This is a genomic window from Sphingomonas sp. PvP055, from assembly GCF_040546365.1.
GTDB lineage: Bacteria > Pseudomonadota > Alphaproteobacteria > Sphingomonadales > Sphingomonadaceae > Sphingomonas > Sphingomonas echinoides_A.
This window is the reverse complement of the sequence record NZ_JBEPNS010000001.1, coordinates 2925640-2951032: the sequence shown is the minus strand read 5'-3', so window position 1 is coordinate 2951032 and position 25393 is coordinate 2925640. Positions and strand designations below refer to the sequence as shown.

The following is a 25393-nucleotide window of genomic DNA, read 5'->3' as shown; positions in this document are numbered from 1 at the left end:
CCCCCCGGCTTCGGTCGGGGGGACCGGGCATTCCGCGGGGTAAGACGTTACTGGCCGTACGTGCTCCTTGCAGCGCTTGCGATCGCCTCGCGCGCGGCGGCGAGCAAGGCGCCGGCCTTGGCTTCGCATTCGCGCTGTTCGTACACCGCCTCGCTGTCCGCGACGATGCCTGCGCCGGCCTGAACGTGCATGACGCCGTCCTTGACGACCGCGGTGCGCAAAACGATGCACGAATCCATCGACCCGTCCGGCGAGAAATAGCCGACGCCGCCCGCATAGGCACCCCGAACCGCATCCTCCAGTTCGGCGATGATCTCGCACGCGCGGACCTTGGGCGCACCGGAGACGGTCCCCGCGGGGAACCCGGCAAACAGCGCGTCCAGCGCGTCCTTGTCCGGCGCGAGCCGACCGACGACGTTCGACACGATGTGCATGACGTGGCTGTAGAATTCGGTCGTGTAGCTCGCGGTCACCGTGACGCTGCCAGCCTCCGCAACCCGCCCGACGTCGTTGCGTCCGAGATCGAGCAGCATCAGATGTTCGGCACGCTCCTTTGGATCTGCGAGCAGGCTGGTGCGATTGGATTCGTCTTCCGCCGCAGTCTTGCCGCGCGGTCGCGTTCCGGCGATCGGGCGGATCGTCACTTCGCCGTCGCGCACGCGCACCAGAATTTCGGGGGATGAGCCGGTCAACGCGAATCCCGGCAAATCGAGGTGGTACAGGAACGGCGACGGATTGATTCGCCGCAACGCGCGATACAGTTCGAACGCGGGAAGCGGGAACGGCGCGGTGAAGCGCTGCGCAAGCACGACCTGAAAGATATCGCCTGCGACGATATAGTCCTTCGCGCGCGCCACCATCTCCGCATAGCGACCGGGCGCGAGCGTCGAGGTCAGCGCGATCTCAGCGGCGGTTTCGGTCCGCACCGGGGCGGGGAGCGTCGCCGTCGCCAGACGGGCAGCGACGGCATCGATCCGGTCGAGTCCTTGAGCGACGATTGCGTCTGGATCGCGAGTCGCATCGGGCCAGACCGGCGCCACCATGAACAACGCATCGGCGAGCCGATCGAAGATCAGGATCACGGTCGGGCGCACGAAAATCATGTCGGGCAGGCCGAGCGCGTCGTTGGTCGGACGTGGCAAGCGTTCTACCAGGCCGATCGTCTCATAGCCGAAATAGCCGACCAGGCACGCCAGCGCGCGGGGGAGTTCGGCAGGAACGTCCATCCGGCACGACGCGACCAGCGTGCGCAGCGCGTCGAGCGTCGGTTCGCTGCACGGCGCGAAGGCCTCGCGATCGGTCAGCCACGCGGGGTTGATCTCGGCGGCCGCGCCGTGCGCGCGGAACAGCAGATCCGGCGCTAGGCCGATCAGGCTATGGCGACCGCGCGTCTCGCCGCCTTGGACCGACTCGAGCAGGAAGTCCCCGCGCCCCGGCTCGATCAGCTTGAGCGCGGCAGCGACGGGCGTTTCGGTATCGGCGATCTGGCGCTGCCACAGCAGCGCGGGACGTCCGCTCCCGAGCGCGAGCCGTGCCGCCGCCGCGTCCGGACGATCAGGGCTGGTCGGCACTGGCGACGCCCAGGAGTTCGGCCTTCAAGGATGCGATGGCATTCGCGTTGCGCGATGTGCCGATCGCATTCTGCACGGCCTTGCCGAACTGCGAAACATATTCGCGCCCGACGACGTTGCCGATGTCGCTTTGCGTTCCGGCGATCACCTTGGCGTTGCCTTGCGCGTTGCCGGGCGTGATCGTGTCGAGGTGGACGATGACCCAGCCGGACTTGTCAGGCGCTTCCAGCAGCTTCGTCGTCTTCGCGGGCATGGCGAACATCAGCGCGAGCGGCGGGGGCACGCGCTGCGGGTTGCCGATCAGCGCGGCGCGCGGCCCCGTGACGGGCTGTAGCGGCGGGAGCTTGAGGCCCGTCGCGGCCAGCGCCTGAGGCAACGGCGTTCCCTTGTTGGCGGTGGCGACAACCTTTGCGGCAACCTCGCGCGCGGCGCGTTGCGCGCGGTCGAGCTGGTAGTCCCGAACGACCGTCTCGCGGATCTGCGCGAGCGGACGCGGCGCGGCGGCGATCACCTTGTCCAGCGTCACCAGCGCGAAGCTGCCGTCCTGGCCGAGCGGTACCGTCTGCGGCTGGTCTCCGGGCGATGCGGCGAACGCGGCGGCGAGGATCGGGGTCAGCGCGGGATCGGGCTTGGCGGTCGGCGTATCGATGTTCTGGCCGCTCGCGGTCAGCGCTGGCGTGGTCTGCGCGGTGAGCTGGTTCTTGGTAACCAGTCCGTCGAAGCTCGTCTTGCCGAGCGCATCGTCGAACGCGGCGCGCTTTTCGGTCAGCAGCGCGGTCGTCTTTTGCGGGGCAAGCGACGCCTTTAACTCGGGGGTCGCCTCGGCAAGCGACTTGGCGGCTTGCGTGCGGACCGACGCGACCTTCGCGACGACGAAGCCGAGCGGTGCGCGCAACGGCCCGACGACGTCGCCGGTCTTGGCGGCAAACACCGCATTGGCGATCTCGGGCGAGGACTGGCCGGCGAACGCGGCCTTCTGCGTATCCTTGACCGTGGCGGGCTCGAGACCAGCGGCACGGGCGACTTGTTCGATCGACGCGCCACCGCGCACCTTGGCGGCAAGCGCCGTCGCGGACGCCTTGTCGCCGACGACGACCTGGATGATCGTGCGGAGTTCGGCAGCCGCGTACTTCTGGGCCTGTGCCTTATAGGCGGCGGCGATTTCGGCGTCGCTCGGCGCGGCCTGCGCGGCGAGTGATGCGGGGGTCAGTGTCGCATACCGGACGATACGGCGCTCGGGCAGGCGATATTTGCCGCTGTTGCGCGCATAATAGGTCGTCAGCTCGGCGTCGGTCGGCGCCGGCCCGGCGGGCATGGCTGCTGCGGGGATGAAGCCGATCTGGCCGCTGCGCTTTTCCAGCAGAAGGTTGGCGTAGGGCATGGCGAGACCGACCGGCACCTGCTTCGCCTGGATCGGCGACAGCAGCAACTGCCGAGTCAGCACTTGGTCGGTGGTCTGGAGCCGGACTTCCGCATCGGTCATCCCGATCTGGCGCAGCACCTGCTCGTACTTTTCCTGGCTGAACTTGCCGTCCAGCCCGGCGAGTCCGGGCTGGCTCGCGATCAGGCCGTCCACGGCGCGCTTGCTGACGACCATGCCCTGCTTCTGCGCGAACTGCCGGAAGGCGGTCGAGTCGATCAGCCGTTCCAGCGTCGCTTCATAGCCACCGCCCGCAACGAACTGCTGCGTGTCGAGCGTCGGCTGCTGCTGACGATAGGTGTCGACATCGCGGGCGACGGCGGCGCGCAGTTCGCTGATCGTGATCGTCTTGTTGCCGACCTTGACCGCGACATCGGCCGCATTGACCGTCGTACCGGTCGCCGTGCCGCTGTGGTCCGACAAGACGAAGGCCAGGCCGAGCAAGGCGACGAAGCCGAGCGCAACGGCCCCGCCGAGCGGGTGACGGATCATTCGACGGAAGAAACTGAGCATGGTCGGGGTCGGCCGATCTGTCGTGTAAAAGGAGCGAAGAGCGGTTGCTTTACGGGCAGGGCGGTGTTGCATCAAGCTTGTGCAGCACGCCCGTGGCGCTATCGCTGTCCGCAAGAGCAAACGGAGAGACGCAGAATGATGCGACGCAAGCTGGTGGCGGGCAACTGGAAGATGAACGGCAGCCATGCCGCGCTTTCCGAACTGACGGCGATTGCTGAGGCGGCGAGCGCCGCGAATGCGGTCGATGTGGCGATTGCGATGCCGGCGACGCTGATCGCGCCCGCCGTGGCGTTCGCGCCGGGCTTTGCGTTCGGCGGACAGGACGTCCATTCCGCGGAAAGCGGCGCCCACACGGGATGCCTGTCCGCCGGGATGCTGGTCGAGGCCGGCGCGCGGTTCACGATCGTCGGGCATAGCGAGCGCCGCGCGGATCAGGGCGAGACGAGCCAGGACGCGTGGGCGAAAGCGAGCGCGGCGCATCGCCATGGGCTTTCGGTCATCCTCTGCGTCGGCGAAACCGATGCCGAACGGGATGCCGGGCGCGCTGCGCGGGTCGTTCAGGCGCAGATCGAGAAATCGGTGCCGGACCTTGCGAACGGCGATTGGCTGACGATCGCCTACGAACCGCGCTGGGCGATCGGCACCGGCCGCACCCCGACGCTCGACGAAATCGCCGAGGTGCATTCGATCGCGCGTGCCAAGCTGCGGACGCTGGTCGGGGATGCGGCGGACGGGATCCGCATCATCTATGGCGGGTCGGTGACGGGCGCGAATGCTGCCGCCATCCTAGAGACCGAAGACGTCGACGGCGCGCTGGTCGGCGGCGCGAGTTTGACCGCCGCGAAGTTCGTACCGATCATCGAGGCGGCATGACCCGGCTGGCGCAGGGATGACGGTTGCGTTGACGCCGAACCTGCTCGCGGGCTGGCTGTCGGCACGGTCGATCGCGCGCGGGGTTCCAGCGCCGGTCGAGGATGGTGATGGGTGGCGCGTCGATACCGCGAGCGCGGCGGAGCGCTGTCGGTACGTGTTCCTCGACGCTGACGACGGGTTCCGTGCCCTGGCCGACGCGATCGATACGCCGCGCGTGTTCCTGAAGGCGTGTGCGCCCCCAACGGACGTGTTGACGATCGTTCCGCCACGCTGGACGCTGCAGTCGGTCGCGTGGATGATGCTGCAGGTGCCGCAAGCCACCGATCCTGCGGCGCGGCTACCGAACGGCTATAGGCTTGACCTAACGACGCAAGACGAGGTCCTGTGCGCCGTCGTGCTGGACGCGGCAGGAAATCCGGCGGCGAGCGGCTATTCAGCGTCGGCGGGCGGTGTCTTTTGTTACGACCGGATCGTGACCCAGCCGGATCATTACCGTCGGGGCCTGGGACGGGCGATCATGGTGGCGCTGGGGCAGCATCAACCGGCCGGGACGCAGCGCGTCCTCGCGGCCACCGATGCCGGGCGTGCGTTGTACGCAACGCTGGGGTGGCAGGTCGTTGCGCCGTATACGACGATTGAGATCGCCCAGCCCTGATCGTCGGCGGTCAGGCTGGAGGCGGCGCCAGCCCGATCAGTTTCATCGCGACCGCCTGCGCCACCATCGTCACCAGCCAGAACAGGCTGTCGCGGACGATCTGCCCGGCGCGGGCACCACGATAGCTCTGCGTGATCGCGACGACCGGCAGGACGAACCCGATCCAGATCACCACCGCGCTGCCGACCGCCATGATCCATGGCGCTGCCTTGGGCGGTGCGAGGATCAGCGCGCCCGCGAGGATCGAGGCGAACCAGAATAGGCCGAGTGTGCCGATCACCAGCGTCGACATCCGCAACCGGGGCGCACCCCGGTCGAAGGTCCCGCGATACGCTGCGCCCAACAGCATCCCGATCCCCGTCGCGACGAGGATCGGCGCGAGGTTGAGCAGGATATAGATCACGCCGCCGGATACCGCGCCTTGAGCATCGCCCACGCCGCGCGCAGCCCGAGCGCCTCGCCGCCTTTGGGGCGACCCGGCTTGGCGGACGGCCGCCACGCGAAGGTGTCGAAATGCGCCCAAGGCGTGTTCGCGGGAATGAACTTGCGCAGGAACAGCGCTGCGGTCACCGACCCGGCAAAGCCGCCATCGGGCGCGTTGACCATGTCCGCGATGTCGGAGGCGAGCATCTCGTCATACCCGTCCCACAACGGCAACCGCCACAGCGGATCGCCGGTCGCGGTCCCGGCGGCGAGCAGCGCCTCGGCCAAGGCGTCGTCGTTGGCGAAGGTTGCGGGCAGATCCGGGCCGAGCGCCACGCGCGCCGCACCAGTCAGCGTCGCGAAATCGAGGATCAGCGTGGGGGCGTCCTCTCCCGCGCGCGTGATCGCGTCGGCGAGGACGAGGCGCCCCTCCGCGTCGGTGTTGGTGTTCTCGACGGTCACGCCCTTGCGGGTCGCGAGCACGTCGCCCGGGCGGAAGGCGTTGCCCGAAATGCTGTTCTCGACCGCCGGGATCAGCAGATGCAGCCGAACGGGCAAACGCGCGCCCATGATCAGCGACGCCAGCGACAGCGCATGTGCCGCACCGCCCATGTCCTTCTTCATCAGGCGCATCCCCGACGACGGCTTGATATCGAGCCCGCCCGAATCGAAGCACACACCCTTGCCGATCACGGCGATCCGCGGATGCGCGGGGTTGCCCCATTCGACTTCGATCAGCCGGGGTTCGCGCCCCTTTGCCGCAGCCTGGCCGACCGCGTGGATCATCGGATAGCCCTTCACCAGCGCGTCGTCCCGCGTGACGCTCAGCGTGCCGCCGTGCGCCTGCGCGAGCGCGGCGGCTTCCGCCTCCAGTTCTGCCGGGCCCATGTCGGCGGCGGGGGTGTTGACGAGATCGCGAACTTTGGCGACCGCCTGTGCGATCTGGAGGGTTTCCGCGATCCGCGCGGGCTCGCCCGTCAGCAGGACGCGCGGGCCGTCCGCCGCGTCATCCTTGCGGTAGCGGTGGAAGCCATGCTGTGCGAGCACCCAGCCGAGCATCGCGGCGCCGGGTTCGCCATTGGCAAGGCGGTAGGTGCCGGCGGGAAGCTGCGCGCCGAGCGAGGCGATCCGCCACGGCGAATCGAGGCTTTCGTTGCAGACCAGCAGCATCGACCAGTCGTCCGCGCCATCACCCGGCAACACCGCACGATTGCCGGGCTTCCCGGTCACGCGGTGCGCCGCCACGGTGCTGCGCACGCGCGGCGGTTGCGCGGTCAGCCACGTTTCCCACGCATCCGGGTGGACAACGTGGATCGTGCGCGCGGGTTGGCCGCGATCGGGTTGGAGCAGGGGGGCGAAATCGGTCATTGCGTTGGGGCCACGATGAATTGCTCCAGCTTTCCGTTGGTGCCGGGCTCGGCATAGGTGCTGATCGACAGGGTCGCGTCGGCATAGCGCACCCGGTACGACCGGTTGACGAAGCCGCCGCGCAACCGGGACTTGCCGGTCTGGACGATCGCGACGGGCGCGCCGAGCGGGGCGAGGCTTGCGCGGTAATCGCCCAGGGTGGTCGGGGTGAAATAGAAGTTCGCGTTCTCGGTCAGCATCGTGCGATCGAGCGACCCGTCGCGTAGCTGATCGAACACACGACGCACCCGCGCCAGCGCGGTAGCGTCGGCGGGATCGGTCGCAGACGGGCTTAGTACGATCCCGGCGAGCTTCTGCGCTATCGTCTGATACGCATTGCTCGACCAGCTGTTGGTCAGCACGACAATCGCGGCTTTCTGGTCGGGATAGACGATGTTTTCCGACAGAAAGCCGACCGCCTCGCCACTATGTTCGATGGTCCGTCGTCCGTCCGAAGTGCCCACAGAGACACCGAGGCCGTAGCCGCTAGTGCTTCCATCGGCGAGCTTGACCGGGGTTTCCTGTGTCGCCCAGTCCTCGGGCGCGAGCACGGTGTGGTCGAGCCGCGCCACATCCCATGTCGCCAGCGCGCGCGCGCTCATCGCGAGTTCGCCGGCGGCATAGAGCCACCCACGCGCGGGTGGCTGGACCGGGCGGACCGGTCCGAGCGCTGCGCGGCCATAGCCTTGCGGGAAGCCCGGGCCGACCGCCAGATCCTGATCGTAAACGGTCACGCCGAGTGGCTTGAAGATCCGGGCCTTGAGAAACTCGAGCAGCGGCTGTCCCGACACCTTCTCGACGATCATGCCTGCGACGACATAGCCGGTATTGGAATATTGCCACTGCGTGCCGGGTGTGAAATCGAGCGGCGTCTTCGCCCAGCGATCGACGATCTGCTGCGGCGTGACCGGGGTCGCCATCGCCTTGAAGCTGTAATCCTGCGGCCAGTAATCGCGCAATCCCGACGTGTGGCTGAGCAACTGGCGGATCGTGATCGTGTCGCCGTCGGTGATGCCGGAAACGTATTTCGAGACGTGATCGTTCAGGCTCAGCTTGCCCTCGCGCTGGAGCAGCAGGATCGCGGCGGCGGTGAACTGCTTCGAAACAGATGCGATCTGGTACGGTGCCTCGTCGCGCGTCGTGCCGGTCTCGGCCTGCTTGCCATAGGCTTTGGCGTAAACGATTTGCCCGCCGCGCACGATCGCGACCGACGCCGAGGGAATGCCTGATTTGGCGAGCGTCGCGGTGACGGCCTGGTCGACCTGGGCGGTTTCCGCCGGGGTCAGCGACTGCGCTGCGGCGGGGGCAGCGACCAGCAGAAGGCCGGTCGCCAGCCAGGAAGGAGCGAGCTTCACGGGAGCGGGATCCTCAACGAGACACGGGCCGATATGTCACCGTCCCGCCCCCAAAGGGAAGAGGTGCCCGCGTCAAACGGTCGGGACGCCGTAAAGATCATGCTCGTCGGCATCTTCGATCGAAACCGCCACGATATCGCCGACGCTCAGATGCCCGGCGTCCCGCAGGAACACCTCGCCGTCGATCTCGGGCGCGTCGGCCTTCGATCGGCCGGTTGCGCCGCCCTCGTCATCGACCGCGTCGATGATGACGTCGAGCGTGCGGCCGACCTTCGCTTGGAGCTTGTCCGCCGAGATGCGTGCGGTCAGTTCCATCAGGCGAGCGTAGCGCTCCTCCTTGATCTCCTCGGGCACGTGGTTGGGCAGGTCGTTCGCCGCAGCGCCTTCGACCGGCTCGAACCGGAACGCGCCGACGCGGTCGAGCTGCGCTTCTTCCAGCCAGTCCATCAGATAGGCGAAATCGTCCTCGGTCTCGCCGGGGAAGCCGACGACGAAGGTCGAGCGGATCGCGATATCGGGCGCGATCGTCCGCCAGGTCTTGATACGTTCGAGCACCTTGGTCTCGTTCGCGGGGCGCTTCATCAGCTTGAGCACGTTGCGGCTGGCATGCTGGAACGGGATGTCGAGATAGGGGAGGATCAGCCCCTCGGCCATCAACGGGATGACCTGATCGACGTGCGGATACGGATAGACGTAGTGGAGCCGCACCCACGCGCCGAGCTTGCCGAGCTCGCGCGACAGGTCGGTCATGTGCGCGCGGACTTCGTTACCGTGCCACATCCGCGGCTGATGCCGGATGTCGACGCCGTAGGCCGAGGTATCCTGGCTGATGACGAGCAGCTCGCGCGTGCCCGCTTCGATCAGCTTTTCAGCTTCGCGCAGGATCGCGTCGGGACGGCGGCTGACGAGGTCGCCGCGCAGACTGGGGATGATGCAGAAGGCGCAGCGGTGGTTGCAGCCTTCGGAAATCTTGAGATAGCTGTAGTGCCGCGGGGTGAGCTTGAGTCCGCTTTCGGGGACGAGATTGAGGAACGCGCTCGGCGGCATCGGGGCGGCGGTGTGGACCGCGCCAACGACTTCCTCATATTGATGCGCGCCGGTGACCGCGAGGATGCCGGGGAACTTGGCGCGGATCATCTCCGCTTCCTTGCCCATGCAGCCGGTGACGATGACGCGACCGTTCTCCGCGATCGCTTCGCCGATCGCCTCAAGCGATTCTTCCTTCGCGGAATCGAGGAAGCCGCAGGTGTTGACCAGCACGACGTCCGCCCCCGCATAATCGGGCGACATGGCATAGCCATCGGAGCGCAGCTTGGTCAGGATCCGCTCGCTATCGACCAGATTCTTGGGACAGCCGAGCGAGACCATGCCGATTTTCGGCGGGGAGGGGAGTATTGTTGCCATGGGAATGGCGGCATGTACGCGCGTTCGCGGGAATTTTCTAGCCAGTTGCGTCAGCGCGTCGATCGCGGCCGACGCGACGACCCCCCGGCCTGAACCTGGGAACCGTCGCGGCGGGCTTTACCAGACGTGGACCCGGTCGGCCGGCGCGAGATACAGCTTGTCGCCGGGCTGGACCTTGTAGGCGGGATACCAGGCATCGAGGTTGCGGACCGTTAGGACGCGGAACATCGCTGGGGCGTGGACGTCGGTGGCGATGCGGGCGCGGAGCGCCTTGTCGCGCATCTTGGTGCGCCAGCTCTGCGCGAACGCGAGGAAGAAGCGCTGGTCGCCGGTCATGCCGTCGATCACCGGTGGTTCCTTGCCGCCATAGGATGCGCGATACGCCTCGTAAGCGGCTGTAAGACCAGCGGTATCCGCGATATTCTCGCCGAGTTCCTGGCGGCCCTTGAGCTTGAGGCCCGGGAGCGCTTCGTAGGCGTCATATTGCGCGATCAGCGCCGAGCCTGCCTGTTCGAACCGCTTCAAGTCGGCGGGCGTCCACCAGTTGCGATACTTGCCGGTCGAGTCGAAATCAGCGCCGAGATTGTCGAAACTGTGGCTGATTTCGTGCCCGATTACCGCACCTATAGCGCCATAATTAGCAGCCGAGTCGTATTTTGCGTCGAAATACGGCGCCTGCAAAATCGCCGCGGGGAAGTTGAGTGCGTTCTGGAGCGGCAAATTGACCGCATTGACGGTTTGCGGAGTCATCCACCATTCGGTCCGGTCGGGGGCCTTGCCGAGCTTGCCCACCTGATAGCGATAGATCGCTAGATCGGCGCGTTCGAGATTGCCGATCGGGTCCTTCGCATCGACCGCGAACTTCGGGAAGGCGCGCCAGTGATCGGGGTAGCCGACGCCGACGTACAGCACCGAAAGCTTGCGACGTGCCTCGGCCTTGGTCGCGGGGGCCATCCAGTCGAGCTTGCTGATCCGCTGATCGAACGCTCCGACGATGTTCTTGACCATCGTCTGGATCTCGGCCTTCGACTGCGCCGAGAAATAACGCGCCGCATACAGCCGACCGACTTCATCGCCGAGCGCTGCGTTGACCGCCGCGATGCTGCGCTTGTCGCGGGTTTGCTGTGCCGGGGTGCCGTTCAACTGCTTGCCGTAGAAGGCGAAGCGCGCGTCGTCGAACGCCTTTGGCAGGACCGACGCGACCGCAGAGATGCGATGCGCGGTCAGCCAGTCCTGCCACGCGTCGAGCGGTTCGCTGGCGACGAGCGCGGAGAGCTTGGTGATCGCTTCGGGCTGCCACGCGATGAAGTCCTGCTGGCCGGCGGGGATTCCCGCGGCGGTCCAGTAGGTCGCCCAGTCGATCCCCGGGGCTTTCCGCGCGAAATCGGCGCGGGTCCACGGGTTGTCGCCCTTGCTGGCGTCCTGACTTGCCTCGATGTCGGTCTGTGCGGCGGCGATCTTCATTTCCAGCGCGAAGACGCGCGCCGCGCGGGCGGCGGGGTCGCTCAGCCCGGCGAGGCCGAAGATCTGTGCAAGATACGCCTTATAGCCCTCGCGGAGTTCCGTCATCTGCGGGCTTGGCGACAGGTAATACTCGCGGTCCGCGAGGCCGAGGCCGCCCTGCATCAGATAGGGCACGTTGCGCTTGGGCTGGTTGAGATCCTGCGAAACGAACAGGCCGAACAGGTTGGTCGTGCTCGCGTAATTGTTGTTGTTGAACGGGTCGGTGTCGGCGCGCATCTGCGCGCCCATCACCTTCGCCAGCGCAGCCTTGTCGCGTAGCGCGTAATAAGGCGCGATCAGCGTCTTGAGCGGAGCAAGCCCACGCGCTTCGATCGCGGCGGCGTCGTGATAGCCAGCGTAATAATCCGCGATCAGCCGCTGGCTGCTGCCCGGGGCGGCGTTCGCCTTGGCGGCATCCTCGATGATCGTCGCGTTGCGCATCTCGGCGACCTTCGAGACTTCGACGCCGACACCGGTCGAGGAGCGCGCGGGCTCGATCTCGGCGGTCTTGCGCCAGGTGCCGTTGGCATAGTCGTCGAAATTGTCACCCGGCTTGACGCTTTGGTCGATCAACGCCTTGTCGACGCCCGATTGCGTGCCGACCGCCTGCGCTGCGAGCCCGGTGCCGATCGCCGAGGTCGCGAGCAGCGCGATGGAAAAGACGGTCAGGCGTTTCATGGACAAGTATCCTCGGTAACTATCACGTTGGGCGGCGATAGACCCGCGCCACGGTTCTGCCAATCGGCTTTCCTTCGCCCGCCGGGGTCGCTAGGCAGTTTCAAATGCAACGGATACTGCAAGCAGGAAACCGCCCTTGAGTGCCCCCGTCCTAGACTCCAAGATCAGCGTCGACAGCGACACTTTCAACGCCAATGCCGCCCATAATCGCGCGCTTGTAGAGCGGCTGGCGGCGGACGTCGCGACCGCCGCGCTGGGGGGCAATGCCAAGAGCCGAGAGCGCCATACCGCGCGCGGCAAATTGCTTCCGCGTGAGCGGGTCGAGCGGCTGCTCGATCCGGGGTCGCCGTTCCTCGAGATCGGCCAGCTTGCGGCGAACGGCCTGTATGATGACGAGGTGCCGGGCGCGGGCGTGATCGCGGGGATCGGGCGCGTGTCGGGGCGGCAGTGCATGATCCTGTGCAACGATGCGACCGTGAAGGGCGGGACCTATTATCCGCTGACCGTGAAGAAGCATCTGCGCGCGCAGGAGATCGCCGAGGCGAATCATCTACCGTGCATCTATCTGGTCGACAGCGGCGGCGCGAACTTGCCGCATCAGGCGGAGGTGTTCCCGGATCGCGATCATTTCGGGCGGATCTTCTTCAACCAGGCGAACATGTCGGCGAAGGGCATTCCGCAGATCGCCTGCGTGATGGGAAGCTGTACTGCGGGCGGGGCGTATGTGCCCGCGATGTCGGACGAGACGATCATCGTGCGCGGGCAGGGGACGATCTTCCTCGCCGGGCCGCCGCTGGTTAAGGCCGCGACGGGCGAGGTGATTTCGGCCGAGGAGCTCGGCGGCGCGGATACGCATGGGCGGAAGTCGGGGGTGGTCGATCATGTCGCGGAGGATGACGATCATGCTTTGACGATCGTGCGCGACATCGTCTCGATGTTGCCGCCGCAGACTGAGGGTGCGGTCAATTACGTCGAACCGCGGTTGCCGAAGTTTGCTGCCGAGGAATTGTACGGGATCGTGCCTGCAGATGTGCGTGCGCCGTATGACGTGCACGAGATCATCGCGCGGCTGGTCGACGGGTCGGAGTTCCACGAGTTCAAAGCGTTGTACGGGACGTCGCTGGTGTGCGGGTTTGCGCATATCTGGGGAATTCCGGTCGCGATCCTCGCCAACAACGGCGTGCTGTTTTCGGAGAGCGCGCAGAAGGGCGCGCATTTTATCGAGCTGGCGTGCCAGCGGAAGATTCCGCTGTTGTTCCTGCAGAACATCTCGGGGTTCATGGTTGGCGGGCGATATGAGGCGGAGGGGATCGCCAAGCATGGCGCGAAGCTGGTTACCGCCGTTGCGACCGCTACGGTGCCCAAGATTACCGTGCTGATTGGGGGGAGCTTCGGGGCGGGGAATTACGGGATGTGTGGGCGGGCGTATTCGCCGCGGTTCCTGTTCAGCTGGCCCAACAGCCGGATCTCGGTGATGGGGGGCGAGCAGGCGGCTTCGGTGCTGGCGACGGTGCACCGCAATGCGGAGGGCTGGTCTCCGGATGAGGCGGAGGCGTTCAAGGCACCGATCCGGCAGAAATATGAGGATGAGGGCAATCCCTGGTATGCGACCGCGCGATTGTGGGATGATGGGATCATCGATCCGGCGCAGACGCGCGACGTGCTGGGGTTGGCGTTCGCGGTGACGCTGAATGCGCCGATCCCGGAGCGGCCGGCGTTTGGCGTGTTCCGGATGTGATGGGGGTGCACGCTTTTCAATCCTCCCCCAACGGGGGAGGGGGACCGCCAGTCTTCTTCAGACTGGTGGTGGAGGGGTTTGCGCGACCGCAGACGTCGCACCCGGCATCCACCCCTCCACCGTTCGCTGAATGCTCACGGTCCCCCTCCCCGAGCAGAGCTCGGGGAGGATTTAGGAGAGAATCATTCCTTCCCGAGCTCGTTTCGGGGAGGGGGACCGCCCGGCGCAGCCGGGGGGTGGAGTGGTGTGCGCTCCGTAGCGTGCGCAACGATGGCCCGCAGGACTGCATCGAGGTCGCGCAGGATGTCGATTGCCGGGATTCGCAGCGTGACGATCCCCTGTGCTTCGAGCCAGGCGTCCCGTCTGGCATCGCGTTGCGGCCGGTCGCCGCGATTGTGTGCCTCGCCGTCAACCTCGATGCAAAGCCGCGCAGCATGGCAATAGAAATCGAGCGAGTAGTCGCCTGCGGGATGTTGCCGCCGCCATTTGTGCCCCGTGCCGCGTTTGCGCAACTGCTGCCACAGCAAGACCTCGGGCAAGGTCATCTCGCGCCGCGACGCGCGCGAGCGGCGAAACGCGTCGGCTGTGCCCCTGATCATGCTGCTCGCTCCCCCAAGCGTCGCGCCAACCCCTCCACCATGCTTCGCATGGTCCCCCTCCCCGAGACAAGCTCGGGGGGGAATTTGCCGGAGTCTTTGCCATGTCGATGATTTTCGCCCTTCTCGCCGCGCAAATGTCGTCGCAAGTGACGCCGGTGCAGCCGATACTCAAGGGCACCGGCCTGCCGCCCCCTGCGACCGAGGAAGGACAGGTCCTCGCCCCCGTCACCGCGCTGCTCGCCGGGATCGGCGCGCGCGATGCTGTGCGGATCGGCGAGGTGATGCGCCCGGATGCGACCGCCACCGCAGCGACGGAAAACGCCGACGGCACGCGCACCGTAAAGCACATGACTCGCGCCGAGCTGCTCGCGCGTTTCGCCCCCGGCGCGGAGCGGTATGAGGAGAAAATCGCCACCCCCGCGATCGAGATCGACGGCGACATCGCGATGGTGTGGGCACCCTATACCTTCAGCATCAACGGCGTGCGCCACCATTGCGGCTACGATCATTTCGATCTGGTCCGCGAGAATGGCCGCTGGCTGGTCCAGAACATCACCTGGTCGTCGCGGACGACGGGTTGCGAGAACTGACGTGATCCAGTCGCTGCTCATCGCCAATCGCGGCGAGATCGCTTGCCGCATCATCCGCACCGCACGCCACATGGGGGTGCGGACGATCGCGGTCTATTCGGATGCGGATGCAAACGCGCTGCACGTGCGCGAGGCGGACGTGGCGGTCCACATCGGGCCGAGCCCGGCGCGCGAAAGCTATCTGGTCGGCGACAAGATCATCGCGGCGGCACGCCAGACCGGCGCGGAGGCGATTCACCCGGGCTACGGCTTCCTCTCGGAGAATGCTGATTTCGCGCAGAGCGTGATCGACGCGGGGCTGATCTGGGTCGGACCTAATCCCGACAGCATCCGCGCGATGGGGCTGAAGGATGCCGCCAAGGCACGGATGATCGAAGCGGGTGTCCCGGTGACGCCGGGCTATCTTGGCGAGGACCAGTCGCCCGAACGGCTTCGCGCCGAGGCGGATGCGATCGGCTATCCGGTGCTGATCAAGGCGGTCGCAGGCGGTGGCGGCAAGGGGATGCGACGCGTCGAAAGCGCAGCCGATTTCGCCGACGGGCTGCTGTCGTGCCAGCGCGAGGCGGCGTCGTCGTTCGGCGATGCGCGCGTGCTGATCGAGAAGTACATCCTGTCGCCGCGGCATCTCGAGGTGCAGGTGTTCGGCGATACACAGGGCAACGTCGTCCATTTGTTCGAGCGCGACTGTTCGCTCCAGCGCCGCCACCAGAAGGTGATCGAGGAAGCGCCGGCCCCCGGCATGACGCCCGCAACGCGTGACGCGATCTGCGCGGCGGCGGTGCGGGCGGCGAAGGCGGTCGATTATGTCGGCGCAGGCACGATCGAGTTCATCGCGGACGCGAGCGAGGGGCTTCGCGCCGACCGCATCTGGTTCATGGAAATGAACACGCGGCTGCAGGTCGAGCATCCCGTTACTGAGGAAATCACCGGGGTCGATCTGGTCGAGTGGCAGCTTCTCGTCGCCAGTGGCGAGCCGTTGCCGCGGCAGCAGAACGAGCTCAGCATCAACGGCTGGGCGATGGAAGCGCGGCTCTATGCCGAGAATCCGTCGACCGGCTTCCTGCCCTCGACCGGGCCGCTCGATCATCTCGTCCTGCCCGAGGACGCGCGGGTCGAGACCGGGGTCGAGCAGGGGGGCGCGGTGTCGCCCTTCTACGATCCGATGATCGCCAAGCTGATCGTCCACGCGCCCACGCGCGTCGCCGCGATCGACCGGCTGTGGGACGCGACCACCGATGTCGAGGTGTGGCCGGTCCAGACCAACGCGGGGTTCCTCGGGCGGTTGTGCAGCGATCCCGATTTCCGGTCGGGCGCGGTCGACACCGGGCTGATCGCGCGGCGCGGGGATGCGCTGACGCAACCGCCGGAGACCGAGCCTGCGGCGTTGCACGCGGTCGCTGCCGCGCTGGTGTGCGCGGACGAGAGCGCGCCGTGGACGGCGGGTAGCGGGTTCCGGCTGAATGGCGCGCCACGCCGGACCGTGCGGATCGTCGATCAGGCGGGGACGGTCCATGCGATCGAAAACGTGATCCCGGACGACGATCTGGCGGAGGACGAAATCACGCTGTTCGCGCTCGGCGAGGCGCGGTCGTATCGGTTGTGGCGGCCGTACGGCACCGCGTCCGGGCCGGCGGCGGATGGCGCGATCCTGTCGCCGATGCCGGGGCGGATCATCGCGGTCGATGTCGCGGCAGGGGATGTCGTGACCAAGGGGCAGAAGCTCGTCACGCTCGAGGCGATGAAGATGGAGCACAGCCTGACCGCGCCGTTCGACGGCACCGTCGCCGAGCTGTCGGCGGCGAGCGGCGGGCAAGTGAGCGAGGGTACGGTGCTGGTGCGGATCGCGCGGGCGGACTGAGGGGCAGTTCTCCACCTTCGTCATCCGCGCTTACCGCCGGGATGACGGCGCAATTGTTTCGCCCGGCGCAATCCCCGGCACAATCTTGCGACACTTGCGCCGTACCGGGGGCATGCACCCTGCGCCACTGCACTACACCGGAACCCCAATGACGCGATCGACTGTCCTGCTTACGCTCGCGCTTGCGGCGACCCCAAGCTTCGCCCTGGCGCAACAGGCGACCGTGCCCGCGCAGGCCGCCCCGCCCGTTACCGAGGCAGGCGAGGGTGGCACCGATGCGGGCGAGGACGGCCCCGATATCGTCGTGCAGGGCGCGCGTCCGCCTGGATCGGTGGTCGGCGACATTCCGCCCGAACAGCAATTGAGCCCGGCCGACATCCGCTCCTACGGCGTCGGGTCGGTGACCGAATTGCTCGCTGAGCTTTCCCCGCAGATCCGCAGCGATCGGGGCAGCGGCGGCGCGCCGGTGGTGCTGATCGACGGCAAGCGCATTTCGGGGTTCCAGGAGATCCGCGACCTACCGACCGAGGCGATCCAGCGCGTCGATATCTTGCCTGAGGAAGTCGCGCTCAAATACGGTTATCGCGCCGATCAGAAAGTGGTGAACTTCGTCCTGCGCAAGCGGTTTCGCGCGACGACGGTTGAACTGGCCGACCGGCTGGCGACCGCGGGCGGTCGGAATGCGCCGCAAGCCGAGCTCGACCTGCTCAAGATCGCACGGACCGGCCGCCTCAACCTCCACCTCGAATATCAGGGCGCGAATGCGCTGACCGAGGACGAGCGCGGAATCGTCCGCACGCCGACACCGTTCGCGCTCGGCGGCAATGTCGTCGGGCTTGGCGGCGCGGCGATCGATCCGGCGCTTGGCACCGCGACGATCGCCGGCGTGCCCGGCACGACCCCGACGCTCGCGGACTTCGCGGGCACCGCCGGGCGCCCGAACAGCACCGACGTGACGCGGTATCGCACGCTGTTGCCCGAGACGCAGACGTTCAACGCCAACGCCACCTACGCCCGGTCGATCGGCAAGGTGTCCGCGACGATCAACGGCACGCTGGGGACGACGACCAGCGATTCGTTGCTCGGGCTGCCAACGGTCGCGTTGACCTTGCCGGCGGGGAATCCGTTTTCGCCGTTCGCCAACACGGTGATGGTCGATCGCGCGCTGAGCGGGGACTATCTGCCGCTCAGCCAGCATGCGTCGACCGTCGCGGCACACTTCGGGACGGTGCTCAACGGGACGGTCGGGTCGTGGCAATGGTCGGTCACCGGGGGTTATGACCATAGCGAGGCCAAGACCTTCACCAATACCGGGCTCGACGCGAGCGGGTTCCAGGCCCGCCTCTCGGCCAATGACCCGAGCGCTAATCCGTTCGGGTTGCTGACCCCCGGCATGATCGGTCCGCTGCCGTCCAATTTCGGCTATTCGGTATCAAACGATACGCAAGTCGATGCGCTGTTCACCGGCAGCCTGTTCAAGCTGCCCGCAGGCGACGTGACCACCAGTATCCACGTCGGCGGCGACATCACCGATTTCAGCAGTCGTTCGTTGCATGCCGGGCTGACCTCGACCGGGGCGGTTTCGCGCAAGACCGGGAGCGGGCAGCTCAACCTCGACGTGCCGATCGCCAGCCGGGCAAAGGACGTGCTCGGCGCAATCGGGAGCCTGTCGGTCAACGGCAATTTTGCGCTGGACGAGCTTTCCGACTTCGGGACGCTCAAGACGATTGGCTATGGCCTCAATTGGTCGCCGGTGGTGCCGCTGCGGATCATCGCGTCGGTGACCGATCAGGACGGCGCGCCGACCCCGCAGCAACTCGGCAACCCGCAGATCACCACGCCGAACGTGGCGGTGTTCGATTACGTGCTTGGGCAGAATGCGGTGGTCATGACCTTGTCGGGTGGCAACCCCAATTTGCGCGCGAGCAACAGCCATACGGTCAAGGTCGGTGCGACCTTGAAGCCGTGGAGCACGAAGCAACTCACGCTGTCGGCCAATTACGTTCAGGCGCGGGTCGAAAATCCGATCGTGGCTTTCCCGACCGCGACCGCAGCGATCGAGGAGGCGTTTCCGGATCGCTTCCTGCGCGACACGAGCGGTGTGCTGCAACGCCTTGATACGAGGCCGATAAACTTTGCCGAGACGAGCCGGTCCGAGTTGCGCTGGGGAGTCAATTTCTCCGCGCCGCTCAAGTCCAAACTTCAGAAACAGATCGAGGCCTTCCGGGCCGGGACCGGGCCGAACCCGTTCGCGGGGATGCGTCGCCCCGGTGGCGGCGCGGGCGCGGGCGAGGGTCCTGGGGCGGGTCGTGGTCCTGGTGGTCCTGGTGGTCCAGGTGGCGGCGGTGGTGGTCGGGGCTTTGGCGGCGGCGGACGCGGCAATGCCGGGGGGCGGTTGCAGTTCGCGCTGTATCACACCTGGCACTTCACCAATCGCGTGCTGGTTCAGCAAGGCGGCCCCGCGCTCGACCTGCTCAACGGCGATGCGATCGGCGCGAGCGGCGGGCAGCCGCGGCACGAGCTCGAAGGGCAGGCGGGGTATAACAACAACGGTCTCGGGGTGCGCATGTCGGCCAATTGGCAAAGCGCGACCGACGTCAACGGCGGGACGATCGGGAACCCGCAAAACCTGCGGTTCTCGGGGCTCGGCACGGTCGGCGTGCGGTTTTTCGGCGATCTCGGGCAGCGGCTCGATCTCGTCAAGGCGCACCCGTGGATGCGGGGCATGCGCGTGGCGGTGTCGGTCGACAACCTGTTCGACACGCGCCAGCGCGTGACCGACGCCAATGGCACCACACCGGTTGCCTATCAGCCCGGCTATCTCAACCCGCTCGGACGGACGGTGCGTCTCTCGATCCGGAAACTGTTTCTCTAACGAGGCCGCCCGGTCACTCCGCGATCGCGAACGTTCCGATCGCACGTTGCGCGCCGATGGCGTGACGTGCGGCGGCGAGCGTGCTGCAAAGCTTGCGCGCGTTGTGCTCGACGGTCTCGAGCATTTCGCGCGCATATTGCGGGTTGAGATTTTCGACGACCGCCTCGAAATGCGTGTGCCCGCCATCGGCCATGGCGAAGATCGACAACAGATAGCGGTCGAACGCCTGATGGAGCGATTGCCACTGGCCCTGTTCTTCCAGCCAGGCGCGCGTCGTGGCGGAGGTCGAGAAGGTCGCGAAGGTTCGACCATTCAGCACCGCATCCGGAACGTTGTGCACGATCGCATCCGGGGTCAGCGCCGCGCCGAGGACACGGTCGACATAGCCCTTGATGATCGCGGGCGGCATGCCGAACCACAAGGGATAGACGAAGACCACGACGTCCGCTTCCCGCAACAGCCCGAGTTCGCGCGAGACATCCGACGACAGATGGTTGCTGACCGATCCGGGGCGATGTTCCGCGCGAAGGCGCGGGTCGAAATCGAGCGCGTACAGGTCGCGCAGAACGACTTCCTGTCCGCACGCGCGAACCGTTTCGCAATAGCGTTCGGCAATGGCGTGGTTGAAGCTGTCGGGTGACGGGTGGCCAAGCACGACGACGTGGCGAAGCGACTGCGCTCTACTGGTACCATGCGCCACGACTGATCTCCGATAAGGGACGTTCGGGGCAGTGTGCTGTCGGCGTCCGGTGTGCGCCATCCGTAGTGTTACGCAGCCCTTATTGCCGCGCGCGCCATGTTATGCCGATCACGCGCGGTTCGCTTGGCGTGCCAAGAATGAGCCCGGAGTTGCCGGCCTGGATCGTCACGTTCTGGATGTAGTTCGCGTTGAACAGGTTGCGTGCAAATAGAAAGACTTCCAGTCCCTTTGCGGCACGGAATCCGAGGCTTGCGTTGGTCTGGTTATAGCCTTGGATCAGGGTGAAGCGGGACAAGGTCGGATCGCCGTAATAGCGCGACCGGAAGTTGGAATCGGCGTGAAGCACGATCGTGCCAGACCCCAGGGGAAGCGCATAATCGACGCCGATCGTCTCCGACCATTTCGACAGCCCCGCCAGCGGTCGCCCGGTGAGGTCGCACGCGGTGGTCGCGTTGGTTTGTCGCTCCAGCGGGCAGGGGCCGGCGGGATAGGCGCTGTAGCGCCCGTCCGCAAAGGCAAGGTTTGCCCGGAAGTGAAACGCAGGCGTCACTTGCGCGGTGAGATCGGCCTCGACCCCCTTGACCGTCACTTTCGGAATGTTCGACAGATATCCCCGAAGCGCGACGGTCTGCGAACTGTCGACCAGCGTTGCCTGGAAATCCCGAACGTCCGTCAGATAGGCAGCCAGGTTCGCGGTCAGGCGCCGATCGAAAACCTGCGATTTCAGCCCGGCTTCGTAAGTCTGGTTGCGTTCCGGGCGGATGACGGCGGTGGTCAGCACGGGCCGATTCTGCGCGTCGAGCGGCAAGCCGGACAGGTTGATCCCGCCCGATTTGAACCCCCGCGCGTAACTTGCGTAGGCGAGCACCTGATCGGTGACTGTCCACGCGAGGTTCACGCGGCCCGAGGTATTGCTCTCGGCGTTGTGCGCATCGTAGCTTTGTGGGCGCAGTACCCCGAGTTTGGCGTTGAGCAGCGCCGCGTTGGTCGTCTGCAATCCGCCGAAGACGAAGCTTGCGTAGCTGCCGTCCTTGATCTCACGCGTGTAGCGCACGCCGCCGGTGAGCGTGACTCGTGGGACGATCCGGGCATTGACCTCGGCAAAGGCGGCGTAGCTGTCCTGCGTAAGTTGGGTCTTGCCATCGGTGCCGTACCCGTCGAGCAAATTCACAGGCACCCGCACGGTATTCGTGCCGGTTCCGGTGGTCGGCCCGATCAGCCAATAAGCGGCCTGCGACCCGTAGACACTGTTGGGCCGGCCGACGATCTTCTGATCGAAGACATACAGGCCAGCGACATAGTCCAACCGGTGATGGCCGTTGGAGGCGAGCCGCAGCTCCTGGCTGAACTGGTCCTGCCGTGACGGGATGTGCTGAATCAGCTGGATCGGAATGCCAGTGTAATCGCGATCGTTGGCCGCATCCCAGTTCCAGAAGCGCCAGGCACTGACCGACGTCAGCGTCGCGAACCCGAGGCTCCAGTCCACGATCGCGGAGACGCCGCCTTCGCTGGTGTCGACGGACAGGGGTGCATCGATGTTGGTCAGCCGGTCGTATGGGTTGGTACTGGGCGGCGCGTAGTGGAGCCCCGCCGCGAGCGCTGGATATTGCCGTGCGGCGGGTCGCAAGCTCTGCCCGAAGCGCAAATAGACCTGGGTGCAGCATTCACTTTCAAAGTTCGAAAAATCGGCGGTTAGCCGCACCGAGAGATCGGTGGTCGGCCGGAACAGCAACTGGCCGCGGATCGCCTGATTGTCGATGCCATTCTGGCGCGCGCCGGTCGCGACGTTGCGGATATAGCCGTCGCGCCGCGTAACCACACCTGACACCCGGAAGGCGAGCGTGTCGCCAATCAGTGGTCCGGACGCTGCGGCCTTGGCCTGGACGAAACCGCTGCTGCCGACCGACAGTTCCTCGCTGGCCTCCGGGGTGAAGGTGGGTGCGCGAGTCACGATGTTGATGGCGCCCGCGGTGGTGTTCTTGCCGAACACGGTGCCTTGCGGCCCGCGCAGGACTTCGATCCGTTCGATATCCGAGAAATCGAACGCGGCGGTTGCCGGGCGCGCGTGATAGACCTGGTCGACGTAGAAGCCGACACCCGGTTCGAGCCCATCGTTTGCCTGACTGACTGCGACGACGCTGCTGCCCAGCCCGCGGATCGTGAAGGCGGTGTTGCGCGGATTGGCCGAACTGTAGGTCAGGCTCGGCACCAGCAGCGCCAGTTGCTGCGTGTTGACCGTGTAGGACCGGTCGATCAGCGCCTCGCTAACGACGGATACGGCAAGGGGAACGGTCTGGGCATTCTCGCTGCGTTGCCGCGCCGTGACGACGATTTCTCCATCGGGCGATGCGCTATCGGGTTCGGTCGCCCCTGTGCGGTCGGATGGTGTCTCACGGGCGGCAGCGGATGTGGGAGTGGCAACTATCGCAATCAGTGCTGCCGTCAATGTCGTCGCGGCGCATGTTCTGGTTGGCATGACGTCCCCGTGATCTCGCCATCAAACTGGCGACTCGCTATATTCTGCCAGATATAGCGGGGGACGTTTTGTGTCTCGACGAAAAAGCCGCCGGACAAAAAAGAAGCCCCGGTTTCCCGGGGCTTCCAAGTCTGTTCTGAACCGTCGAGGATCAGGGTGGGGGGAACGACGGTCCCTCGGGTCGCTGAGGCTGCCTCAGTCGAGCCCAACTCCGCGCGAAGCCAGGGGAAGCTTCGGCGAAAGATTGGCAGTCTCGACACGGGCGATCTGGCGGCAATTCTGCGGCTGGAAGATCAAGCCCTTGCCCGACTGCATATGGGGTTGGCGAAGTTGGCACCGCGCGAAGGCGGTTTGTTCGGCCTTGCTCATCGACGATGTACCCTCCGCGACGGCGGGGGCGGCTGCGATGAGGAGTGCCGGCATGGCGGCGACCGTTAATGCAAGGCGAAGCATGATGCAGTCTCCGAAGAAATGGACTGCTCAGGATATATGGGGGGCGATTGTCTCGCCCTTCGCTCCACTGTGATGAAACGTTGCTCTTCAAACCCCCTTGCGGCAGGCTACGGTGCCGCGTTGACCGCGCTGGTCGCCGTCCGTACCGAAGCCCCTCCAACCCTCAACGGTTAGACGTGACGCTTATGACAACTCCCCCCACGATCGTGCTTGTCGAGGACGACCCAGCATTGCGCACGCTCACCACGCGAGCGTTGCAGGAACACGGCTACCTCGTCCGCCCCGCCGCCTCGGCGCCGGAGATGTGGCTGGCGATGGAGGCGGGGCCGGTCGATCTGGTCCTGCTCGACATCATGCTGCCCGGGACCGACGGGATCGAATTGTGCCGCAAGTTGCGCCAGCAGAGCAACGTGCCGATCATTTTCGTCAGCGCGCGCGGCAGTGAAACCGATCGCGTGGTGGGCCTGGAACTGGGTGCGGACGATTATCTGGCGAAGCCGTTCGGGACGCGCGAGCTGACGGCGCGGATCCGTGCGGTCCTGCGCCGCGTCGATGCGCCGCGCGAGACCAAGGATCGCGAGCAAGGGCTGATCACCTTCGACGGCTGGACGGTGAACTTGCCCAGACGCGAATTGCGCGCGCCGAGCGGTGCCGTGGTCGATCTGACCGGCGCGGAGTTCGACCTGTTGACGAGCCTGCTCGATCACGCGGGGCGGGTGATTGCGCGTGAACGGCTGATCGAATTGTCGCGGACGCGGATGGGCGACAGTACCGATCGCAGCGTCGACGTGCTCATCAGCCGACTTCGGCGCAAGCTTTCGATCGACGACGGCCCGCCGCCAATCGTGACCGTCCGCGGCGTAGGCTATATGTTCAACGCGACCGTCGAGCGGTCGTAATGCCGATCCCATCGCCCTCGCTCGGACTGATCGGGCGAGTGGTCGCGATCCTGCTGTTCGCCACGCTGGTCGAATTCGGCATGAGTACAGTGCTGTACGAGCGTGCGAGCCAGTTTTCGGTGCGCGACGACGAAGGGCGGCGGCTGGCCGAGCATCTGGTCATCGCGAGGCGCCTGATGGCGGAGCACCCGCGCGAGGGACGCGAAGCGATGGCGCGCTCGGTCTCCACCGCGCATTACGCGATGGCGTGGCATACCGTTGCGCCACCCCCGAGTGATCCCGCGCTGTCGGAAATGCGCGCGAAGGTGCTCGCTTGGGAACCCGTGCTGCAATCCTCCCCACTCCGGATGCGGCTCGAACCTGCGACGACCGGCTCCTACGTGTCTGGCGCCGCGCAGTTGCCGGATGGCAGCTGGCTGTATTTTCGGACCGCCGAGGCGATCGACAGCCTGGATCAGTCCCGCAACCGGATCCTGATCGCCTTGGGGATTGCGGGCGTCGTGATGACGCTCGGCGGCGGGTTGATCGGTCGAGCCTTGCGGCCGATGCGCCTGCTCGCCAGTGCCGCGGACCGGTTCGGAACGGCCGAAGCCGCGCCGCTGGCGGAGGAGGGGCCGACCGAAGTCCGGCGCGTGATCACCGCGTTCAACCGGATGCAGGCGCGGATCCAGCAGCTCATCACCGATCGCACGCAGGCGCTGGCGGCGGTCGGGCATGATATTCGCACGCCCCTCGCGCGGTTGCGGTTGCGCGCGGAAAGCATCGCGACCGAACCGGTCCGGGACGAAATCCTGGAGGACGTCGCCGAGATGGACGCGATGGTGGGATCGTTGCTGGCGTTCCTCGGCGGCGAGGATGATCCGGAAAAGCCCGTGCTGGCGGATCTTGCGGTCCTTTGCGCGACACTGGCCGACGATGCCGCCGATCATGGGCGCGCGGTCACGTATGTCGGGCCCGATCATCTGGAACACGTGTTCCGCCAGCTTGGCGTTAAGCGCGCGGTTTCGAACCTGGTTGAGAACGGCCTGCATCACGGCGAGCACGTCATCCTAGGGCTGTGCCGTGAACCGGACTGCGTGATCGTGCGTGTCGAGGATGATGGTCCGGGAATTCCCGAAGACTTGCTGCAGAGCGTGCTCGAGCCGTTCGTTCGGCTCGATACGGCGCGACGGCGCGATACGCTTGGGCTCGGGTTAGGGCTCGCGATCGTGTGCCGTGCGGTCGAGCTCGAGAAAGGCAAATTGACGCTCAGCAACCGCCCGGAAGGTGGCTTGTGCGCGGAGATTCGGTTGCCGCGACCCGACTGACCGACAGTGCCGTGACGCCGGTTTGCCCCTGACCGGCAATTCTTTTTTACAATGCTGCCGCATCGCAGCAAGCCCCGCCGTGTATTCGGTCCTGTG

Annotated in this window: 19 protein-coding genes; 8 read left to right on the top strand and 11 right to left on the bottom strand. The window is 66.2% G+C overall.

What is annotated here, in order from left to right; translation table 11 throughout:
- Window positions 1-47: 47 nt before the first annotated feature.
- Entirely contained in the window at window positions 48-1571 is a 1524-nt protein-coding gene (locus ABIC16_RS13890; RefSeq protein ID WP_354291547.1) for an anthranilate synthase component I family protein, read from the bottom strand.
- Window positions 1555-3504, bottom strand: a complete 1950-nt coding sequence (locus tag ABIC16_RS13885) for a peptidylprolyl isomerase (protein WP_354291546.1) — start codon at window positions 3502-3504, stop codon at window positions 1555-1557. Before ABIC16_RS13885 ends, ABIC16_RS13890 begins: the two co-directional genes overlap by 17 nt.
- Before the next feature lie 135 nt (window positions 3505-3639).
- On the opposite strand from ABIC16_RS13885, the gene tpiA reads away from it, so the two are divergent.
- Both tpiA and ABIC16_RS13875 read left to right on the top strand, forming a co-directional pair.
- Window positions 3640-4377: a triose-phosphate isomerase gene (gene tpiA / locus ABIC16_RS13880; protein WP_354291545.1), complete on the top strand. Its 738-nt coding sequence runs from the start codon at window positions 3640-3642 to the stop codon at window positions 4375-4377.
- A gap of 16 nt (window positions 4378-4393) precedes the next feature.
- The gene (locus ABIC16_RS13875) at window positions 4394-5032 is read left to right on the top strand and encodes a GNAT family N-acetyltransferase (protein ID WP_354291544.1); all 639 of its coding nucleotides are present in this window, start codon (window positions 4394-4396) and stop codon (window positions 5030-5032) included.
- Between the two features lie 10 nt (window positions 5033-5042).
- On the opposite strand, the gene ABIC16_RS13870 is transcribed toward ABIC16_RS13875, so the two are convergent.
- From ABIC16_RS13870 to ABIC16_RS13850, 5 genes are all read right to left on the bottom strand, one after another.
- The gene (locus ABIC16_RS13870) at window positions 5043-5468 is read right to left on the bottom strand and encodes a hypothetical protein (protein ID WP_354291543.1); all 426 of its coding nucleotides are present in this window, start codon (window positions 5466-5468) and stop codon (window positions 5043-5045) included.
- Window positions 5432-6823 (bottom strand): leucyl aminopeptidase family protein, encoded by a 1392-nt coding sequence (locus ABIC16_RS13865; RefSeq protein WP_354291542.1) that lies wholly within the window; start codon window positions 6821-6823, stop codon window positions 5432-5434. Before ABIC16_RS13865 ends, ABIC16_RS13870 begins: the two co-directional genes overlap by 37 nt.
- A complete protein-coding gene (locus ABIC16_RS13860) occupies window positions 6820-8217 on the bottom strand; it encodes a serine hydrolase domain-containing protein (protein WP_354291541.1) in 1398 nt (465 codons plus the stop codon). Before ABIC16_RS13860 ends, ABIC16_RS13865 begins: the two co-directional genes overlap by 4 nt.
- A gap of 72 nt (window positions 8218-8289) precedes the next feature.
- Window positions 8290-9621 carry a 30S ribosomal protein S12 methylthiotransferase RimO gene (rimO, locus tag ABIC16_RS13855; RefSeq protein ID WP_354291540.1) on the bottom strand — a complete coding sequence of 444 codons (1332 nt, stop codon included), beginning with the start codon at window positions 9619-9621 and terminating at the stop codon, window positions 8290-8292.
- A 117-nt stretch (window positions 9622-9738) separates the two neighbouring features.
- Entirely contained in the window at window positions 9739-11802 is a 2064-nt protein-coding gene (locus ABIC16_RS13850; protein ID WP_354291539.1) for a M13 family metallopeptidase, read from the bottom strand.
- 136 nt (window positions 11803-11938) lie between these two features.
- On the opposite strand from ABIC16_RS13850, the gene ABIC16_RS13845 reads away from it, so the two are divergent.
- The gene (locus ABIC16_RS13845) at window positions 11939-13540 is read left to right on the top strand and encodes a carboxyl transferase domain-containing protein (RefSeq protein WP_354291538.1); all 1602 of its coding nucleotides are present in this window, start codon (window positions 11939-11941) and stop codon (window positions 13538-13540) included.
- A 182-nt stretch (window positions 13541-13722) separates the two neighbouring features.
- Here ABIC16_RS13845 and ABIC16_RS13840 read toward each other — a convergent pair whose 3' ends face one another.
- On the bottom strand, window positions 13723-14139 hold the full coding sequence (locus tag ABIC16_RS13840) for an endonuclease domain-containing protein (RefSeq protein WP_354291537.1): 417 nt from the start codon (window positions 14137-14139) through the stop codon (window positions 13723-13725).
- Between the two features lie 101 nt (window positions 14140-14240).
- On the opposite strand from ABIC16_RS13840, the gene ABIC16_RS13835 reads away from it, so the two are divergent.
- The 3 genes from ABIC16_RS13835 (at window position 14241) to ABIC16_RS13825 (ending at window position 19462) form a co-directional block, all read left to right on the top strand.
- Window positions 14241-14729: a nuclear transport factor 2 family protein gene (locus tag ABIC16_RS13835; RefSeq protein WP_354291536.1), complete on the top strand. Its 489-nt coding sequence runs from the start codon at window positions 14241-14243 to the stop codon at window positions 14727-14729.
- Between the two features lies 1 nt (window position 14730).
- Window positions 14731-16587 (top strand): acetyl/propionyl/methylcrotonyl-CoA carboxylase subunit alpha, encoded by a 1857-nt coding sequence (locus tag ABIC16_RS13830; RefSeq protein ID WP_354291535.1) that lies wholly within the window; start codon window positions 14731-14733, stop codon window positions 16585-16587.
- Between the two features lie 148 nt (window positions 16588-16735).
- Window positions 16736-19462, top strand: coding sequence for a TonB-dependent receptor (locus ABIC16_RS13825; RefSeq protein WP_354291534.1), 2727 nt, complete (start codon window positions 16736-16738; stop codon window positions 19460-19462).
- Window positions 19463-19475: 13 nt separating this feature from the next.
- Here the strand turns inward: ABIC16_RS13825 and ABIC16_RS13820 are convergent, their stop codons facing one another.
- The 3 genes from ABIC16_RS13820 to ABIC16_RS13810 all read right to left on the bottom strand — a co-directional run bounded on the left by ABIC16_RS13820 (window position 19476) and on the right by ABIC16_RS13810 (window position 23061).
- The gene (locus ABIC16_RS13820; RefSeq protein ID WP_354291533.1) at window positions 19476-20162 is read right to left on the bottom strand and encodes an NAD(P)H-dependent oxidoreductase; all 687 of its coding nucleotides are present in this window, start codon (window positions 20160-20162) and stop codon (window positions 19476-19478) included.
- A gap of 79 nt (window positions 20163-20241) precedes the next feature.
- On the bottom strand, window positions 20242-22638 hold the full coding sequence (locus ABIC16_RS13815) for a TonB-dependent receptor (protein WP_354291532.1): 2397 nt from the start codon (window positions 22636-22638) through the stop codon (window positions 20242-20244).
- A gap of 195 nt (window positions 22639-22833) precedes the next feature.
- Entirely contained in the window at window positions 22834-23061 is a 228-nt protein-coding gene (locus tag ABIC16_RS13810) for a hypothetical protein (protein WP_354291531.1), read from the bottom strand.
- 215 nt (window positions 23062-23276) lie between these two features.
- On the opposite strand from ABIC16_RS13810, the gene ABIC16_RS13805 reads away from it, so the two are divergent.
- Complete coding sequence (locus ABIC16_RS13805) at window positions 23277-23990, top strand: response regulator (RefSeq protein ID WP_277968516.1); 714 nt, start codon at window positions 23277-23279, stop codon at window positions 23988-23990.
- Window positions 23990-25297: an ATP-binding protein gene (locus tag ABIC16_RS13800; protein WP_354291530.1), complete on the top strand. Its 1308-nt coding sequence runs from the start codon at window positions 23990-23992 to the stop codon at window positions 25295-25297. Before ABIC16_RS13805 ends, ABIC16_RS13800 begins: the two co-directional genes overlap by 1 nt.
- Window positions 25298-25393 lie beyond the last annotated feature (96 nt).